This window comes from Janibacter sp. GS2, from assembly GCF_051200835.1.
Taxonomy (GTDB): Bacteria; Actinomycetota; Actinomycetes; order Actinomycetales; family Dermatophilaceae; genus Janibacter.
Map to the genome: position 1 here is coordinate 1,767,654 of NZ_CP195161.1, position 17,313 is coordinate 1,784,966.

A 17,313-nucleotide genomic window follows, 5' to 3' on the forward strand; every position below is an offset into this window, starting at 1 on the left:
ACACCTCCCCACGGCAGGGGAGCGAAGGGGGACAATCGCCCCATGAGCGTGTCGTCCCACGAGATCACCGAGGCCCTTCGCCACGCCGGGGTGGCCGACGCCCGCACCGACTCCCTGACCATCGGCATGTACGCCACCGATGCCGGGATCTACCGGGTGCCACCACGGGCGGTCGTCTTCCCGCGGCACACCGACGAGATCGAGGGGGCGCTCGCGGTCTCGCGGGACCTCGGGGTCCCGATCACCGCACGGGGCGCCGGCACGTCGTGCGCGGGCAATGCCGTCGGTCCGGGGATCGTCATCGACACCGCCCGCCACCTCGGGCGGGTCCTCGAGGTCGAGCGGGATGGCGCGGGCAGCGGGACCGCAGTCGTGCAGCCGGGCACCGTGCACGCCACCCTGCAGGCGCGGGCCCGTGAGGTCGGACTGCGGTTCGGGCCGGACCCGAGCAGCCACTCGCGGTGCACCGTCGGCGGGATGATCGGCAACAACGCCTGCGGCAACCGCGCCCTCGGGTACGGCCGCACGAGCGACAACATCGTCGGGATGGAGCTGCTCACCGCGGCCGGTCGGCGGCTGTCCGCCACCACGGGAGTGGTGGGAGGACTCCCTTCGCTCACGGGGGACGACGCCCTCCTCGCGGAGCTCTCCCGGCTCGCCGATGACCACCTGGACACCCTGCGCACGCAGTTCGGCACCTTCGGCCGACAGGTCTCCGGCTACGCCCTGGAGCATCTCGCGCCGGAGCGCGGGCGGGACGTCGGCCGCATGCTCGTCGGCTCCGAGGGCACCCTCGCGCTGGTGACGCAGGCCCGGGTGCGCCTGGTCACCGACCCGCCGGCCACCGCCCTGGCCGTCCTCGGGTTCCCCGACATCTACGCGGCCGGTGACGTCGCCCACCTGCTCAAGGGCCTGGGAGCCGTGGCGGCAGAGGGCCTCGACTCCCGGATCGTCGACGTCGTGCGCACCCGCCGCGGCCCGCACGCCGTCCCCGACCTGCCGAAGGGGGCCGCCTGGATGCTCGTCGAGGTCCCGGGAGAGGACCCGGCCGCGGCCCACGCCTCGGCCGAGCGGGTGTGCCGTGAGATGGGCGCGCTCGACTCCGTGGTCGTCACCGACCCGGCCCACGCCAAGGCGCTGTGGAAGATCCGCGAGGACGGCGCCGGCCTGTCGGCGCGCTCGCCGCGCAACCGTCCGGCACACGCCGGGTGGGAGGACGCGGCAGTCCCGCCCGCCCGCCTCGGTGACTACCTGCGCGCCTTCGACGCCCTCCTGGAGGAGCACGACGTGCAGGGCCTGCCGTACGGCCACTTCGGCGACGGCTGCCTGCACATTCGCCTCGACGTCGACCTCGACGCCCCGGACGCCACCGACCGCTACCGCCGCCTCGTGGAGGAGGCCGCGGACCTCGTGGCCGCCCACGGCGGATCGCTGTCGGGTGAGCACGGCGACGGCCGGGCGCGTTCCGCGCTGCTGCCGCGCATGTACGACCCCGAGGCGATGGCCCTCTTCGGGGCGGTCAAGCACGCCTTCGATCCGCGCCACCTGCTCAACCCGGGCATCCTCGTCGACCCGGTGCCGGTCGAGGCCGACATCCGCATCCCCGCGGCCCGCAAGGTCACCCTGCCGCTCGCCTTCGCCTACCCCGAGGACGGCGGCGACTTCAGCCAGGCGGTCCACCGCTGCACGGGCGTCGGCAAGTGCCGCGCCGCCGGGACCTCGAGCACCGTGATGTGCCCGAGCTACCTCGCGACGGGGGAGGAGAAGGACTCCACCCGCGGTCGTGCCCGGGCCCTGCAGGAGATGCTCAACGGCGGGACGATCACCGAGGGCTGGCGCTCGCCCGAGGTGCACGATGCCCTCGACCTGTGCCTGTCCTGCAAGGGGTGCGCGAGTGACTGCCCGACCGGCGTCGACATGGCGACCTACAAGTCCGAGGCACTCCACCAGACCTACAAGGGACGCCTGCGCCCGCGCAGCCACTACTCGCTCGGCCGCCTCCCGCAGCTGGCCCGCCTCGCCTCGCGCGCTCCGCGACTGGTCAATGCGATGACCTCGCTGCCCGGGGTCAAGAAGATCACCCTGCCCGCCGCCGGCGTCGACCCGCGCCGCAGCCTGCCGACCTTTGCCCGGGAGACCTTCCGCACCTGGGCGCGGGAGGAAGGGATGGTCGCCTCGGCCGCGCAGATGGCCGGCGCCGACCACCCGGTGGCGATCTTCGTCGACTCCTTCACCGACCACTTCTCCCCGGACGTGGGCCGCTCCGCCGTGGCCGTGCTGCGGGAGGCGGGGTTCGCCCCCTTCGTCCCCGCGGAGGCCCTGTGCTGCGGGTTGACCTTCATCTCCACCGGCCAGCTCGACGCCGCCAGGTCCACCCTCGAGACCGCGGCCCGGGTCCTCGCGCCGGTCGCCGCGGCCGGGGTCCCGGTCCTGGGGATCGAGCCGAGCTGCACCGCTGCCCTGCGCCACGACCTGCCGCGGCTCGTCGACACGGACGCGGCGCGTCGGGTGGCCGCCGGTGTGCGCACCGTCGCCGAGCTCCTCGGATCGGCGATCGACGAGGGACGCTGGAGCGCACCCGACCTCACGGGCGTCGAGGTCATCGCCCAGCCGCACTGCCACCACCACGCGGTGATGAGCTGGAGCGCCGACGAGAGGCTGCTGGCGCGCACCGGTGCGACCCTCACCCGCCTCGGGGGCTGCTGCGGTCTCGCCGGCAACTTCGGGGTCGAGCTCGGCCACTATGACGTCTCGGTCAAGGTCGCCGGGCAGCAGCTGCTCCCGGCGCTCGAGGGCGCGGGTGCGGAGGTGGTCGTGCTCGCCGACGGCTTCTCCTGCCAGACCCAGATCGCCGACCTGTCCGAGCGGACCGGGGTTCACCTCGTCGACCTGCTGCGCACCCCACCCACGACCGCATCTGCCTAGGCAGATGCGGTCCTCCGCGCATTTGCCCAGGCAGATGCGAGGGGAGGGGGCCGGCGCGCCTAGGCTGGAGCACCATGGCCAAGCAACGCACCCCCGAGGGACCGCCGCCGCCCCCGGCGGTCCAGAAGCTGCGCATCCAGTACGCCCGCCGTGGGCGCCTGCGCTACTCCTCGACCCGTGACTTCGGGCGGGCGCTGGAGCGGGCGCTGCGCCGGTCGGGGGTCCCGATGGCCTACTCGGCGGGTTTCCACCCGCACCCGAAGATCTCCTACGCGAACGGTGCCCCGACGGGCGCGGCGAGCGAGGCGGAGTACTTCGAGATCTCGGTGACCGAGCAGGTCGACCCCGACTCCGTCGGCACGGCCCTCAACGAGGCCCTGCCGGACGGGCTCGACATCGTCTCCGTGGTCGAGGCCCGCCCCGGCTCGCTCGCCGACCGGCTCCAGGCCAGCCGCTGGCGGCTGGAGTTTCCCGGCGTGGAGCCCGCTGAGCTCGAGCGGGCCGTCGAGGGTTTCCTCGCCGAGGAGGTCGTCGAGGTCGAGCGGATGTTCAAGCGGGGGATGAAGTCCTACGACGCGCGCGGACCGATCATCTCGGCGCAGACCGGGGTGGCCGAGGACGGTTGTGCGATACTGACGATGGTCGTGCGGCACACCACACCTGCCGTTCGCCCCGACGACGTACTCAGCGCGATTTCCGCTGCCACCTCGTTCGCGCCGCCTCGGTCGCCGATCGCGACCCGACTGGCGCAGGGGATCTGGAGCAGCGAGACCGAGAGCGTGGCCGATCCACTGGCCATCGACTGAGCCGCCGCCGGCCCCGTGGGGGTGCCGCGCACAGCGCGAGCTGTCACGAGGCAACACGGACTTGCTTCCGCGGGCCACCCGAGCCCGCGAACGCCGCGCCAGCGGTCGAGTCGCACCCTCGAGGTGCCGGTGTGGGGCACGATCGCCGGCGCTGGAGGTGCCGCATGGCTCCCGAGCACGAGAACGCCGACGAGGGTACGACCGAGGAGACCACCGCGGTCGAGCAGCCCCAGGCCCCCGAGGACGTCGAGACGGCCGAGGAGGAGCAGAGCGAGTCGGCGCCCGCCGCCACCGTCCCGAGCTTCGGCCTCCTCTTCCAGCCGCCGACGCCGGTCACGGCCCCGCAGCGCCGACGCGCGCCCGAGCCCGTCGAGGAGGAGCGCAGCCCCCGCGTCGACGAGCGCGACGACGCCCCGGACGACTCCGACGAGAGCGACCAGGACGACTCCCGGCAGTCGGAGGACTCTGACCAGCAGGGCGAAGGGGGCCGCAACCGTCGTCGTCGACGTGGCGGCCGCGGTCGCAACCGCTCCGCGGACTCCTCCGACGAGGGGAACGACGCCGAGGACTCCTCCGGGTCCGACGAGGACTCCTCCGACGACGACTCCGCGGCCGACGACTCCGGCAACGGGAAGAAGTCCTCCGGTGGCCGGGGCCGCGGCCGCGGTCGCGGCAAGGGCGGCTCCGCCGACCAGGGCTCCGGCTCGTCCAAGGGGTCGGACTCGTCCAAGGGCTCGGACTCCGCCAAGGGCTCCGACTCCTCGGACGAGGACGACGACGCGGACGACGACTCCGACGATGATGGTCAGTCCTCGAACAGTTCGCGCCGCCGCCGTCGCCGTCGCCGTGGTGGCAACGGTGGCGGTGGCAACGGTGGCAACGGCGGCGGGAAGTCCTCCCAGGAGGACCCGCCCGGCACCGTGACCAAGACGCGCGAGTCGCGGCGCGACGAGCCGCAGGCGATCAAGGGCAGCACCCGTCTCGAGGCGAAGAAGCAGCGCCGCCGCGAGGGCCGCGAGGCCGGTCGTCGTCGCACGATCATCACCGAGGCCGAGTTCCTCGCCCGCCGTGAGAGCGTCGAGCGCGTCATGGTCGTGCGCCAGCAGGGTGACCGCACGCAGATCGGTGTCCTCGAGGACGGCGTCCTCGTGGAGCACTACGTCTCCCGCGAGACGACGTCGACGATGGTCGGCAATGTCTACCTCGGGCGGGTCCAGAACGTCCTGCCGAGCATGGAGGCCGCCTTCATCGACATCGGCAAGGGCCGCAATGCCGTGCTGTACGCCGGTGAGGTCAACTGGGAGGCCCAGGGCGTCGGCAACGGCCAGGCGCGTCGCATCGAGAACGCGTTGTCCTCCGGGGACCCGGTCCTCGTCCAGGTGACGAAGGACCCGATTGGCCACAAGGGCGCGCGACTGACCTCGCAGGTCTCGCTGCCGGGCCGCTACCTCGTCTACGTGCCCGAGGGCAACATGACCGGGATCTCCCGCAAGCTCCCCGACACCGAGCGCTCGCGCCTGAAGTCGATCCTCAAGCAGGTCGTCCCGGACAGCTCGGGCGTCATCGTGCGCACGGCCGCCGAGGGGGCCTCCGAGGACGAGCTGACCAAGGACGTCGAGCGACTGACGAAGGCCTGGGACAAGGTCAGCGCCAAGTCCGAGTCGAAGATCGGGAAGAAGACCTCGGCCGGTGGCGCCCCGACGCTGCTGCACGCCGAGCCCGACATGACCGTTCGCGTCATCCGCGACATCTTCAACGAGGACTTCGCGTCGATGGTCGTCTCCGGCGACGACGCCTGGCAGGAGATCAAGGGGTACGTCGACGACGTCGCCCCGGACCTCGCCGACCGCGTCGAGAAGTGGACCAGCGACAAGGACGTCTTCGCCGAGCACCGCATCGACGAGTCGATCGCCAAGGCCATGGACCGCAAGGTCTGGCTGCCCTCCGGCGGCTCGCTCGTCATCGACCGCACCGAGGCGATGACGGTCGTCGACGTCAACACCGGCAAGTTCATCGGGTCCGGGGGCAACCTCGAGGAGACGGTGACGAAGAACAACCTCGAGGCCGCCGAGGAGATCGTTCGCCAGCTGCGACTGCGCGACATCGGCGGCATCATCGTCGTCGACTTCATCGACATGGTCCTCGAGACCAACCGTGATCTCGTCGTCCGGCGTCTGCTGGAGTGCCTGGGCCGGGACCGCACCAAGCACCAGGTCGCCGAGGTGACCTCCCTCGGTCTGGTGCAGATGACCCGCAAGCGGGTCGGCTCGGGCCTGATCGAGGTCTTCTCCGAGACCTGCGAGCACTGCGCCGGTCGTGGCATCCACGTCCACGCCGAGCCCGTCGCCCACGACCACGGTGGCGGCTCTGGTGGCAGTTCCGGCGGTGGCGGCGGCGGGGGCAACGCCCGCTCCTCCCGCAAGAGCCGCTCGAAGGGCGGTCAGGACGAGTCCCAGCCGAAGGCTGCTCCCCAGGAGGAGGAGACCGACGCCAACGGCCGGACCGCGGCACAGATCGCGGCGGCGGCCCACGCGGCGGCGCTGAAGAGCATCGCGGGCGAGCCGACCGAGGACGACGTCGTCGACCTCCCGGGAGCCGGTGAGCCGCAGGCGAAGGCCCCGTCGACGCACGAGAGGACGGCCGCTCAGGAGCCCGAGGCGCGCGAACCCGACCGCGCGCCGGAGCCGGAGCCGACCCCGGAGCCGGAGGCACCGAAGCGTCGCCGCGCCGGCCGCCGGGCGGCCTCGAGCACGGGGGGGCCCGTGGCCCTCGAGCCGGTCGACCTCTCCGCCCCGGCGGAGAGCGCCAGCGCGCCGCTGACGAGCATCGCGGGGGAGTCCGGGGCCGCTCCGACGACCCCGGTCGCCGACCCGGAGCCCAGCGCTCCGCCGCGCCGCAAGCGCAAGCGTGTCGTCGCCCAGGCCGGCCCGCCGAAGGCCGAGGACGCCACCGACTGACCGTCGCACCACCGGGCCGCACCCTGGTGACCCGCGTGTTTTGCGGGTCGAGGGTGCGGCCCGGTAGTCTGTCTCCTTGGTGCGCCCACCGAGCGGACGCTCCGTGCCCGAGGGATTTCCCGAGGGGCGGGGACTGTTGGCCGGTCAGACCAGAGAGAGTGCGCCAGCGAAGTGAAAGTGAGTTCCCACTGATGTACGCGATCGTTCGCGCGGGTGGCCGCCAGGAGAAGGTTTCCGTGGGCGACACCATCCTCATCAACTCGATCAAGAGCGAGGCCGGCGACAGCGTCGACCTGCAGCCGATCCTCGTCGTCGACGGGTCCACCGTGACCAGCGACGCCGACAAGCTGGCCAAGGTCAGTGTCACGGCCGAGGTCGTCGGGGCCGCCAAGGGCCCGAAGATCGTCATCACCCGGTACAAGAACAAGACCGGGTACAAGCGCCGTCAGGGTCACCGCCAGCCGTTGACCCAGCTGAAGATCACCGACATCAAGGCCTGAGCCTTCCCGAGAGTTAGGAACCACTGACATGGCATCCAAGAAGGGTGTGTCCTCGACCAAGAACGGTCGCGACTCGAACTCCCAGCGCCTCGGTGTGAAGCGCTTCGGCGGGCAGGTCGTCGGCACCGGTCAGATCATCGTCCGCCAGCGCGGCACCCACTTCCACCCCGGCGACAACGTCGGGCGCGGCGGTGACGACACGCTGTTCGCCCTCGCCGACGGCGAGGTGCAGTTCGGCTCCGCGCGCGGCCGCAAGGTCGTCAACGTCGTCCCGGCGGGTTCCGCCAGCTGACGCGAGACCACTGCGTGCGGCGAAGGGGGCGGGTCCCGGTGACCTGCCCCCTTCGTCGTCCCCGCACCAACACAGACTCCAAGAAGAGGTGAGGTCGTGACGACCTTCGTCGATCGCGTCACCCTGCACGTCGAAGCCGGCAAGGGTGGTCATGGCGTCGCGTCCGTGCACCGCGAGAAGTTCAAGCCGCTGGGCGGTCCCGACGGCGGCAACGGCGGCCACGGCGGTGACGTCCTGCTCGTCGTCGACCCGCAGGTGACGACCCTCCTCGACTACCACCGCATCCCCCACCGGCGCGCCACCAACGGCGTCCCCGGCGGTGGCGACGAGCGCAACGGTGCCACCGGCGAGGACCTCGTCCTGCCCGTGCCCGCCGGAACCGTCGTCACCAGCCCGGCGGGGGACGTCCTCGCCGACCTCGTCACCCCGGGGGCGACCTTCGTCGCGGCCCAGGGGGGTCGCGGCGGCCTGGGCAACAAGGCCCTCGCGAGCCGCCGCCGCAAGGCGCCCGGCTTCGCCCTCCTCGGTGAGCCGGGGGAGTCCGGTGACGTCGTCCTGGAGCTGAAGTCGCTCGCCGACGTCGCCCTCATCGGCTTCCCGAGCGCCGGCAAGTCCTCGCTCGTCTCGGTGCTCTCCGCGGCCAGGCCGAAGATCGCCGACTACCCCTTCACCACCCTCGTACCGAACCTCGGCGTCGTCACCGCCGGCGAGGAACGCTTCACCGTCGCCGACGTCCCCGGGCTCATCCCGGGCGCGAGCGAAGGGCGTGGGCTGGGCCTGGAGTTCCTGCGGCACGTCGAGCGCTGCTCGGTGCTCGTGCACGTCATCGACTGCGCCACCCTCGAGCCGGACCGTGACCCGATGAGTGACCTCGACGCCATCGAGGAGGAGCTGTCGGCGTATGTCGCCGACGAGACCCTCGGGGGGCGCCCGCTGTCCGAGCGCACCCGCGTCGTCGTGCTCAACAAGGCCGACGTCCCGGACGCCCAGGACCTCGCCGAGATGGTCAAGGCCGATCTCGAGGAGCGGGGCCTGGAGGTCTTCATCGTCTCGGCGGTCGCGCACCTGGGCCTGAAGGAGCTGACCTTCGCCATGGCCGGGCACGTCAAGGCCGCCCGTGCCGAGGAGGCGGCGACCGAGACCGCACCGCAGCGGGTCGTCCTGCGCCCCAAGGGCGTCGATGACGCAGGTTTCGTCGTCCGCCGGGAGAACACCCCGGAGGGCGAGGTCTTCCGCGTCATCGGGAAGAAGGTCACCCGGTGGGTGCACCAGACCGACTTCGCCAACGACGAGGCCATCGGGTACCTCGCCGACCGCCTCTCCCGCGCGGGGGTCGAGGACGCGCTGACGAAGGCCGGAGCCGTGGGCGGCTCAACGGTCCTCATCGGCCCGGAGGAGAACTCGGTCGTCTTCGACTGGGAGCCGACGCTCGTCGGCGGCGCCGAGCTGCTCGGTGGTCGCGGCGGCGACCTGCGCCTGGAGGAGAACGCCCGCCGGTCGACGCAGGAGCGTCGTGACGAGTTCCACGCCCGCAAGGACGCGCAGACCGCCGCCCGCGAGGGCCTGCGCGAGGAGCGCGACTCCGGTCACTGGGTCGAGGACGACTGATGTCCCCGGGCGCGCGGCGAGCCGTGGCCGGGGCCAAGCGGCTCGTCGTCAAGGTCGGCTCGTCCTCGCTGACGAGCGCCGTGGGGGGTGAGCTCGACGTCGCCCGGCTCACCGCCCTGGTCAACGCGCTCTCCGCCCGCCGTTCCGAGGGGACCCAGGTCGTCCTCGTCTCCTCGGGTGCCATCGCCTCGGGCATCGGGCCGCTGGGCATGAGCACCCGTCCACGCGACCTGGCGCGTCAGCAGGCGGCCGCGAGCGTCGGGCAGGGTGTGCTGCTGTCGGCGTACGACTCGGCCTTCGGGCGGCACGGCCACACCGTCGGCCAGGTGCTGCTCACCGTCGACGACGTCACCCGGCGCACGCACTACACCAATGCCCGCCGCACGCTCGACTCCCTGCTCGGGTACGACGTCGTCCCGATCGTCAACGAGAACGACACGGTCGCCACCGACGAGATCCGCTTCGGCGACAACGACCGGCTGGCGGCGCTCGTGGCGCAGCTCGTGCACGCGGACGCCCTCGTGCTGCTCACGGACGTCGACGCCCTCTACACCGCGTCACCGGGGACTCCCGGGGCGGAGCGGGTCGCGGTCGTCGCGGAGCCCGGCGAGCTGGCCGACATCTCCATCGGCGGGACGGGGTCGGCCGTCGGGTCGGGCGGCATGACGACGAAGGTCGAGGCGGCCACCATCGCCCACGCCGCCGGCATCCCCACGGTCCTCACCTCGGCGGACCAGGTCACCGCGGCGATGGCCGGCGAGGACGTCGGGACCGTCTTCCTGCCCTCGACCCACCCGCGCGGCTCGCGCGCCCTGTGGCTGGCCCACGCGACGACTCCTCGCGGGGCGGTGCAGATCGACGCGGGGGCGGTGACCGCCCTTCGCGATCGGGGCCGCTCGCTGTTGCCCGCCGGCGTGACCGGCGTGACCGGCTCCTTCGTCGACGGCGACCCCGTCGACGTCGTCGGCCCGGACGGCTCGGTCCTCGCCCGCGGCCTGGTCAACTACACCTCCGGCGAGCTGCCACACCTCATGGGACGCAGCACCAAGGACCTCGCGACGCAGATCGGCCCGCAGTACGAGCGCGAGGTCATCCACCGCGACCACCTCGCCCTGCTCTGAGTCCCCGCGTCGCCGGCGAAGGGGGAGGCCCGGGTCAGCGCACCCGGGTGACCTCGAACTGCATCCGCGGGGCCGCATAGACCTCCTGCGCCTGGACGAGCTGCAGCTCGCGGCGCTCGGAGTCGAGGGTCATCTGCAGTAGGTCGAAGACCGAGGAGACGGTCCGAGCGAGTGACTCCTCGAGGGAGTGGGTGCGCAGCCAGTGGCTGGTGAAGAGGGCCGCGGTGACATCGCCCGACCCATTGGCCTTCAGCGGCAGGTGCGGGGTGCGCACGACCCAGGCCTCCTCGTCGTGGCAGGCGAGCATCTCGATCGTGCCCTCCGGCCGGTCGGGCTGCAGCACGGACGTCACGAGGACGGTGCTCGGGCCCATCGCCCGTGCCGCGTCGACGGACGCGAGCGTCTCCTCGAGCGTTGCGGGCTCGGTGTCGGTGAGGAAGCCGAGCTCGAACTGGTTGGGCGTGATGAGGTCGGCCCGGGGGACGACCTTCTCCCGCAGCAGCACCGGGATCGACTCGTGGACGAAGCACCCGGACTTCGCATTGCCCATGACCGGGTCGCACGCGTAGATCGCCGCGGGGTTGGCGGCCTTGACGGCGGCGACCGCGTCGAGGACGGCGGCGCCGATGCCCTCGCCGCCCTGGTAGCCGGAGAGGACCGCGTCGACCTCCGCGAAGGCCTCGCGCTCACCCATGCCGGTGACGACCTCGGCGACGTCGGCCGGGTCCATCAGGGGACCGCGCCACGCGCCGTACCCGGTGTGGTTGGAGAAGTTCACCGTGTGCACGGGCCACACCTCGACGCCGAGGCGCTGCATCGGGAAGACCGACGCGGAGTTGCCGACGTGTCCGTAGGCGACGTGGGACTGGATGGACAGGATCGTCGTGGTCACCCGGACATCATTCCACTGCCCACCTCCCGGACCGTCGCCGGCGGGGGCACGCTCCGCTCCTATCCTTGGGGCATGAGTGACAGCACCGCCGTAGTCCGGGAGCTCGCCGAGCGGGCCCGCGTCGCCTCACGCCGCCTCGCGCTGCTCACCCGCGCGGAGAAGGACGCCGCCCTGCTGGCCCTCGCCGATGCCGTCGACGCCGCCACCGAGGAGGTCGTCGCCGCCAACGCCGAGGACCTCCGGCGCGGGCGCGAAGGGGGGATGGCCACCGGCCTCCTCGACCGGCTGGCCCTCGACCGCGAGCGTGTCGCAGCCGTCGCCGCCGCCCTGCGCGACCTGGCGGCACTGCCCGACCCGGTCGGTGAGGTCGTGCGCGGCTCGACGCTGGCCAACGGCCTGCAGATCCGTCAGGTCCGCGTCCCGATGGGGGTCGTGGGGATGATCTACGAGGCCCGCCCCAATGTCACCGTCGACGCGGCCGGGCTCGGCCTGAAGTCCGGCAATGCGATGATCCTGCGCGGAGGCTCCGCCGCCGCGAGCACCAACCGCGCGCTCGTCACCGCCCTTCGCTCCGCCCTGGACGCCCACGGGCTGCCGCAGGACGCCGTCCAGCTCCTCGAGGGGGGCCACGACGCGGTGAAGTCGCTCATGACCGCCCGCGGCCTGGTCGACCTGCTCATCCCGCGCGGGGGAGCCGGGCTGATCCGGACCATCGTCACCGAGTCGACCGTCCCCGTCATCGAGACCGGGGTCGGCAACTGCCACGTCTACGTCGATGCCGCGGCCGACCCGGCGAAGGCCCTGGCCATCACCGTCAACGCCAAGACCCACCGCCCGAGCGTGTGCAACGCCGCCGAGTCGCTGCTCGTCCACCGGGACATCGCCGCGGACTTCCTACCCACGGCGCTCGTCGAGCTCGCGGGCGCCGGGGTCGTCCTGCACGGCGATGCCGCGACCGTGGAGCACGCTCCGCAGGGCGTCGAGGTGCTGCCCGTGACCGACGAGGACTTCGGTGAGGAGTACCTGGCGCTGGAGATGTCGGTCGCGGTCGTCGATGACGTCGATGGGGCGATGGCGCACGTGCGCCGGCACGGTTCCGGGCACAGCGAGGCGATCGTCACCGAGGACCGGGCCGCGGCGCGGCGCTGGACCGCCGAGGTGGACGCCGCAGCGGTGCTCGTCAACGCCTCGACCCGCTTCACCGACGGCGGCGAGTTCGGCTTCGGCGCGGAGATCGGCATCTCGACGCAGAAGCTGCACGCCCGAGGCCCCATGGCCCTGCCGGAGCTGACGACGACGAAGTGGGTCGTCGAGGGCGACGGCCAGGTCCGCGCCTGAGTCACCCTCGGCGCGCAGGAGCCGGACGCAGGACGAGGGCCCTCCCGGTCAGGAGAGCCCTCGTCCGCTGAGCGTGACACGTTCCCCTGCGGCGACAGCAGGCACGACGTCACGGCAGGAGGCCGCGACGTCGCGGTGACACGTGGACCAGGAGGCGCCGACGCAGCGGGTCGCCATCGCCCTACGAGTTCCCCCGCGTCGGGCGTGCTCACGTCGTTATCCCTGTGGTCCTGTGGCCGTCCGTGCCCGCTGTGGAGCATCGGATCGACCGCGGTGTGAGCACTGTTCTACGCCGCTGCGGCGCTCCGGGGCAACATCTTCGGGGGCCGATCGGTGAACGGCCACCTCATCGGCGTGTCTCCACAGGGACTTCGCGCTGTCCACGTCCTCACCCACAGGGCTGTGGATGACGGCGGTGGACAACTTCCGCCGACGAAGGGGGTGCGGCGGGTGCTCATCGCCACCGCCACCGGGCCGGTAGGATGGGCCCCATGCTGAGCACCATTGCGCCCTTGCTCGTCGGGGCCGAGACCCACGTCGAGCTGCCGGTTCCCCCCTTCGTCTACGGCCTGATCGCCCTCGCCGTCTTCGCGATGATGCTGGGCGTCCTCTTCGCCTTCCGCCAGGCGGCCACCAAGATCGCGAGCGTGGACAACACCGTCGACCACGACGACCGCGGGCCCGCAGCCGGGGACCACCACTGAGCAAGCGTGTCGGCGTGATGGGCGGGACCTTCGACCCCGTCCACCACGGCCACCTCGTCGCGGCGAGCGAGGTCCAGTCCCGTCTCGGCCTCGACGAGGTCGTCTTCGTGCCCACGGGCCAGCCGTGGCAGAAGGTCGACAAGGAGGTCAGCCCCGCCGAGCACCGCTACCTCATGACGGTGGTCGCGACGGCATCCAACCCCCGCTTCACGGTCAGCCGCGTCGACATCGACCGCGACGGGCCGACCTACACCATCGACACCCTGCGTGACCTGCGCGGACAGCGCCCCGATGACGAGCTCTTCTTCATCACCGGCGCCGACGCGCTCGCCCAGATCCTGTCCTGGAAGGACATCGACGAGCTCTGGGAGCTGGCCCACTTCATCGGCGTCACCCGCCCCGGATACCACCTCAGCGAGTCCGGGCTGCCGAGGGACAAGGTCTCCCTGCAGGAGGTGCCGGCCATGGCGATCTCCTCCAGCGACTGCCGTTCGCGCGTCAGTGGGGGCGACCCCGTGTGGTACCTCGTGCCGGACGGCGTCGTGCAGTACATCAACAAATACGAGCTCTACACCGACGACCGGGAGTGACCCACACCGTGGCAGCAACCCCAGAGGCCATCCGCCTCTCAACCATCGCGGCCCAGGCCGCCCATGACAAGCTGGCGACGACGATCACCGGCCTCGACGTGTCCGGACAGATGCCGTTGACCGACATCTTCCTCATCGTCTCCGCCGACAACGAGCGCCAGGTCCAGGCGATCGTCGACGCCGTCGAGGAGACCCTGCGCGAGGAGGCCGACGCCAAGCCGCTGCGCCGTGAGGGCAATGGCCCGGGACGGTGGGTCCTCCTCGACTTCGGCGACATCGTCGTGCACGCCCAGCACGACGACGAGAAGGACTTCTACGACCTCGAGCGCCTGTGGCGCGACTGCCCCCACCTCGACCTCGGGGTGGTCGGGTCGCAGCAGGCCGAGAGCGGCAGTTGAGCGACCCCCGCCGCCTCATCGTCCTGCGGCACGGGCAGACCATCTCCAATGCCCGGGGGATCTGGCAGGGACAGCTCGACCACGAGCTCTCCGAGCTCGGCCACGAGCAGGCGCGCGCGGCCGCGGCGGCGATCTCCTCCCTTCGCCCCACCCGGGTGGTCTCCTCGGACCTCGTGCGCGCCCACGACACCGCTGCAGCGGTCGCTGGGGCCAGCGGTGGCCTCGAGGTGAGCACGGACGAACGCTGGCGCGAGATCCACGCCGGTGGCTGGCAGGGGCTCACGGCGGGAGAGGTCCACTCCCAGTCCCCCGAGGACGCGGATCGACTCGTCAGCGGCGAGGACTTCAAGCGCGGCGGGTACGGGGAGTCGCTCGCCGACGTCGCCTGCCGCACGCGCTCCGCCCTCGACGAGCTCATCGCGACGATGGATCCGGGGGAGACGGTCGTCATCGCCACCCACGGCGTGAGCGGTCGCAGCCTCGTGGCCGAGCTCGTCGGTCTGGACCAGTCGCTCGCCTGGCGCGTCCTCGGTGGCTTCGGCAACTGTCACTGGGCGGCGCTCGAGGAGGGGCGTGCCGGGTGGCGGATCACCCAGTGGAATGCCTCCGCCGAGGGCCTCTGAGGGGGGATTTGGCGAAGGACGGGGGCGTGTGGGTAAACTCGCCCAGTCGCCTACGGGGGACATCCCACTCGGGGCTGTAGCGCAGTTGGTAGCGCACCTCCATGGCATGGAGGGGGTCAGGGGTTCGAATCCCCTCAGCTCCACCAGTGGTAACGATCAAGGGCCACCTCCCCAGCGGAGGTGGCCCTTTGTCGTGGCCGTCGATGCAATGACCGTCCAGGCGCAGTCGGGCTGTGGTCAGCGTGGGTGCATCGGCAGGGTGATGGTGAAGGTGGCGCCCTCTCCGGGGCCGCGACTGGCGGCAGTGAGACCGCCTCCGTGGGCGTCGACGAGGGCTTTGCTGATAGTCAGTCCGATGCCGGACCCGGTCTGTTCCCGGGTGCGCGCGGAGGCTCCTCGGTAGAACCGTTCGAAGACGTGCGCGAGTTGTTCCCCGATCATGCCCTCGCCGTCGTCCGTGACTGCGAGAGCCACTTCGTCGCCGATGCGACGGGCCGTGAGAGTGATGGTTCCTCCGGATGGCGTGTGACGCAGGGCGTTGGTGAGGAGATTGGTCATGACCTGCCCGATGCGGCGCTGGTCGATATGGACCGTGAGTCCGGTTGCGTCGGTGGCGTCGACGACGAGGTTGACGCCCCTGTCGGCGCATCGCTCCCGCATCCCGTGATGCGCGGTCCACATGACGTCGGTGATCAACTCCCTCTGTAGGTCCAGGTGTAGGCGCCCTTCTTCTGCGGTGGAGACGTCATCGATGTCGTCGGCCAGTCGGGCGAGCCGGTCGGTCTGCTCGGCCAGCACGGTCTGGGAGGCCGGCCCGAGGGACGTGATCCCGTCGTGAAGTCCCTCGTGGTGGGCGCTCAGGATGGCGATCGGGGTGCGGAGCTCGTGCGCGAGATCGGCGAGCATGCGGCGTCTGGTGTCCTCAAGACCTTCCATCCGGGCAGCCATGGTGTTGAAGGCCTCAGCGAGGGTGTCCAGCTCGGTCCCCGAAGCGACGTCGGGCACTCGCGTGGCGTAGTGGCCCCGGGTGAGCTCGCGGGCCGCATGGGTGATCTGGTCAAGCAGGCGGTGGAAACGTTGGGTGAGCAACCACGTCACCGCTGTTGCGGCCACCAGCGAGATGGCCAGTGCGATGCCGATGGAGAGGAGGGATGCATCCCGATAGGCCGTCTCGATGTGTGCGCTCTCCGAACTGTTCTCCACGTGACCAGCCGCCTGGGAGAGGTGGTTGTGGAAGATCTGGGGGCCGACGAAGGCAGCGACCGTGGCGGCGGTCAGCGCGCTGGCAAGCAGCACGAGGGTCTGACCCGCGAGGAGGCGAACGGCGAGTCCGCGTGACACGGTGGGACGCACACGGGGGCTCATCCCGGACCCATCCGATAGCCGACGCCCCGCACGGTGACGATGTATCGCGAGCTCTCGGGGTCATCACCGAGCTTCTTGCGCAGATGGGCGATGTGTACGTCGACGAGGTGTTCGTCGCCGAACCACCCGGCACTCCAGATTTCGTCGATGAGCTGGCGGCGCGAGAAGGCCATCGTGGGCCGGGAGGCAAGGGCGATGAGCAGGTCGCGTTCCGTCGGGGTCAACGGCACCGTGGTCCCGCCCAGGTGCACCTGTTGACCAGCCGAGTCCACTCGGAGGTCGCCGAAGACCCACGTCGGCTCGTGGGAGTGAGCCCGGGTGCCCGTGCGAGGCCGTCGCAGCACCGTCTGGACGCGAGCCACGAGCTCACGGACGCTGAACGGCTTGGTGATGTAGTCGTCGGCACCCACGGAGAGCCCGATGAGGGTGTCGATCTCGTCCGTGCGGGCAGTGGCGACGATGATGTAGCAGTCGCTGAAGGTGCGAATCTGCCGGCACACCTCGATGCCGTCCAGGCCTGGCAGGCCGAGGTCGAGGATGACCACGTCCGGGGCCTGCTCACGCACGGCCCGCACCCCCTCGAGGCCGGTGTGTGCCTCCGCGGTCTCGTAGTCGGCGCGCGAGAGGTAGCCGACAATCATGCTGGACAGGGCGCGTTCGTCCTCGATGACGAGGACACGCGCCGTGGGGGCATGTGGGGGAGTGCTGCTCACCTCCACAGTCTGGCGTGTCCGCCCGGCCCTCGAGTCGACTCCGTGGTCTGGAGCGGGATCTTCGTCAAACCTCAACCATTCGCAAGGTGCACCCTCACCTGCGTTCCCTACGGTTCGTGTTGAGGGCGCTGGCCCCACCCGAGGATGAGAGGAACTTGACCGATGATGTGCAGCAATGGCTATGGCATGGGGTGGGGGATGTGGCTGCTCATGGGCGTGGGCATGTTGGCAGTCTGGGTCCTCATCATCCTGCTCATCAGGGCGCTTCTTCCGTCGCGAGTCCAGTACGCGGTTGAGAGTGCGCCGCGGCCGGACCCGCGGACCTTGCTCAAGGAGACCCTGGCTCGCGGTGAGATCACCACAGAGGAGTACGAGCGTCGGCGCCGGCTCATCGTGGACGGTCACTCATGAGGGCGCGATCCCAGCAATGGAGCGGCTGGGCCGCTTCAACAACACCCTGGCAAGTGGCACGAGTGAGTCC

Annotated in this window: 15 protein-coding genes and 1 tRNA gene; 13 read left to right on the forward strand and 3 right to left on the reverse strand. The window is 71.3% G+C overall.

Annotated elements, in window-relative coordinates; all coding sequences use genetic code 11:
* Positions 1 to 42 precede the first annotated feature (42 nt).
* The 7 genes from ACR9E9_RS08610 to proB all read left to right on the forward strand — a co-directional run bounded on the left by ACR9E9_RS08610 (position 43) and on the right by proB (position 10,209).
* Positions 43 to 2,925 (forward strand): FAD-binding and (Fe-S)-binding domain-containing protein, encoded by a 2,883-nt coding sequence (locus ACR9E9_RS08610; protein ID WP_435198065.1) that lies wholly within the window; start codon positions 43 to 45, stop codon positions 2,923 to 2,925.
* Between the two features lie 74 nt (positions 2,926 to 2,999).
* Positions 3,000 to 3,731 (forward strand): TIGR03936 family radical SAM-associated protein, encoded by a 732-nt coding sequence (locus tag ACR9E9_RS08615; protein WP_435198066.1) that lies wholly within the window; start codon positions 3,000 to 3,002, stop codon positions 3,729 to 3,731.
* A gap of 164 nt (positions 3,732 to 3,895) precedes the next feature.
* Positions 3,896 to 6,688 carry an Rne/Rng family ribonuclease gene (locus ACR9E9_RS08620; protein ID WP_435198067.1) on the forward strand — a complete coding sequence of 931 codons (2,793 nt, stop codon included), beginning with the start codon at positions 3,896 to 3,898 and terminating at the stop codon, positions 6,686 to 6,688.
* Positions 6,689 to 6,879: 191 nt separating this feature from the next.
* Positions 6,880 to 7,188: a 50S ribosomal protein L21 gene (gene rplU, locus ACR9E9_RS08625; RefSeq protein WP_435198068.1), complete on the forward strand. Its 309-nt coding sequence runs from the start codon at positions 6,880 to 6,882 to the stop codon at positions 7,186 to 7,188.
* 28 nt (positions 7,189 to 7,216) lie between these two features.
* Positions 7,217 to 7,480, forward strand: a complete 264-nt coding sequence (gene rpmA, locus ACR9E9_RS08630; RefSeq protein ID WP_435198069.1) for a 50S ribosomal protein L27 — start codon at positions 7,217 to 7,219, stop codon at positions 7,478 to 7,480.
* Positions 7,481 to 7,576: 96 nt separating this feature from the next.
* The gene (gene obgE, locus ACR9E9_RS08635; RefSeq protein ID WP_435198070.1) at positions 7,577 to 9,088 is read left to right on the forward strand and encodes a GTPase ObgE; all 1,512 of its coding nucleotides are present in this window, start codon (positions 7,577 to 7,579) and stop codon (positions 9,086 to 9,088) included.
* Positions 9,088 to 10,209, forward strand: coding sequence for a glutamate 5-kinase (gene proB / locus ACR9E9_RS08640; protein WP_435198071.1), 1,122 nt, complete (start codon positions 9,088 to 9,090; stop codon positions 10,207 to 10,209). The genes obgE and proB overlap by 1 nt, the downstream gene beginning before the upstream one ends.
* A gap of 34 nt (positions 10,210 to 10,243) precedes the next feature.
* Here proB and pdxY read toward each other — a convergent pair whose 3' ends face one another.
* Positions 10,244 to 11,101, reverse strand: a complete 858-nt coding sequence (gene pdxY / locus ACR9E9_RS08645; protein WP_435198072.1) for a pyridoxal kinase PdxY — start codon at positions 11,099 to 11,101, stop codon at positions 10,244 to 10,246.
* Between the two features lie 72 nt (positions 11,102 to 11,173).
* On the opposite strand from pdxY, the gene ACR9E9_RS08650 reads away from it, so the two are divergent.
* From ACR9E9_RS08650 to ACR9E9_RS08675, 6 genes are all read left to right on the forward strand, one after another.
* Positions 11,174 to 12,439, forward strand: a complete 1,266-nt coding sequence (locus tag ACR9E9_RS08650; RefSeq protein ID WP_435198073.1) for a glutamate-5-semialdehyde dehydrogenase — start codon at positions 11,174 to 11,176, stop codon at positions 12,437 to 12,439.
* 491 nt (positions 12,440 to 12,930) lie between these two features.
* Positions 12,931 to 13,143 (forward strand): hypothetical protein, encoded by a 213-nt coding sequence (locus ACR9E9_RS08655; protein WP_435198074.1) that lies wholly within the window; start codon positions 12,931 to 12,933, stop codon positions 13,141 to 13,143.
* Between the two features lie 14 nt (positions 13,144 to 13,157).
* Positions 13,158 to 13,733: a nicotinate-nucleotide adenylyltransferase gene (gene nadD / locus ACR9E9_RS08660; protein ID WP_435198075.1), complete on the forward strand. Its 576-nt coding sequence runs from the start codon at positions 13,158 to 13,160 to the stop codon at positions 13,731 to 13,733.
* A gap of 8 nt (positions 13,734 to 13,741) precedes the next feature.
* Complete coding sequence (gene rsfS / locus ACR9E9_RS08665) at positions 13,742 to 14,131, forward strand: ribosome silencing factor (RefSeq protein WP_435198076.1); 390 nt, start codon at positions 13,742 to 13,744, stop codon at positions 14,129 to 14,131.
* Entirely contained in the window at positions 14,128 to 14,754 is a 627-nt protein-coding gene (locus tag ACR9E9_RS08670) for a histidine phosphatase family protein (RefSeq protein WP_435198077.1), read from the forward strand. The genes rsfS and ACR9E9_RS08670 overlap by 4 nt, the downstream gene beginning before the upstream one ends.
* A 70-nt stretch (positions 14,755 to 14,824) precedes the next feature.
* Positions 14,825 to 14,900, forward strand: a tRNA-Ala gene (locus ACR9E9_RS08675).
* A 91-nt stretch (positions 14,901 to 14,991) separates the two neighbouring features.
* Here the strand turns inward: ACR9E9_RS08675 and ACR9E9_RS08680 are convergent.
* The gene (locus ACR9E9_RS08680; RefSeq protein WP_435198078.1) at positions 14,992 to 16,119 is read right to left on the reverse strand and encodes a sensor histidine kinase; all 1,128 of its coding nucleotides are present in this window, start codon (positions 16,117 to 16,119) and stop codon (positions 14,992 to 14,994) included.
* Positions 16,116 to 16,838, reverse strand: a complete 723-nt coding sequence (locus ACR9E9_RS08685; RefSeq protein WP_435198079.1) for a response regulator — start codon at positions 16,836 to 16,838, stop codon at positions 16,116 to 16,118. The genes ACR9E9_RS08680 and ACR9E9_RS08685 overlap by 4 nt, the downstream gene beginning before the upstream one ends.
* Positions 16,839 to 17,313: the final 475 nt, after the last annotated feature.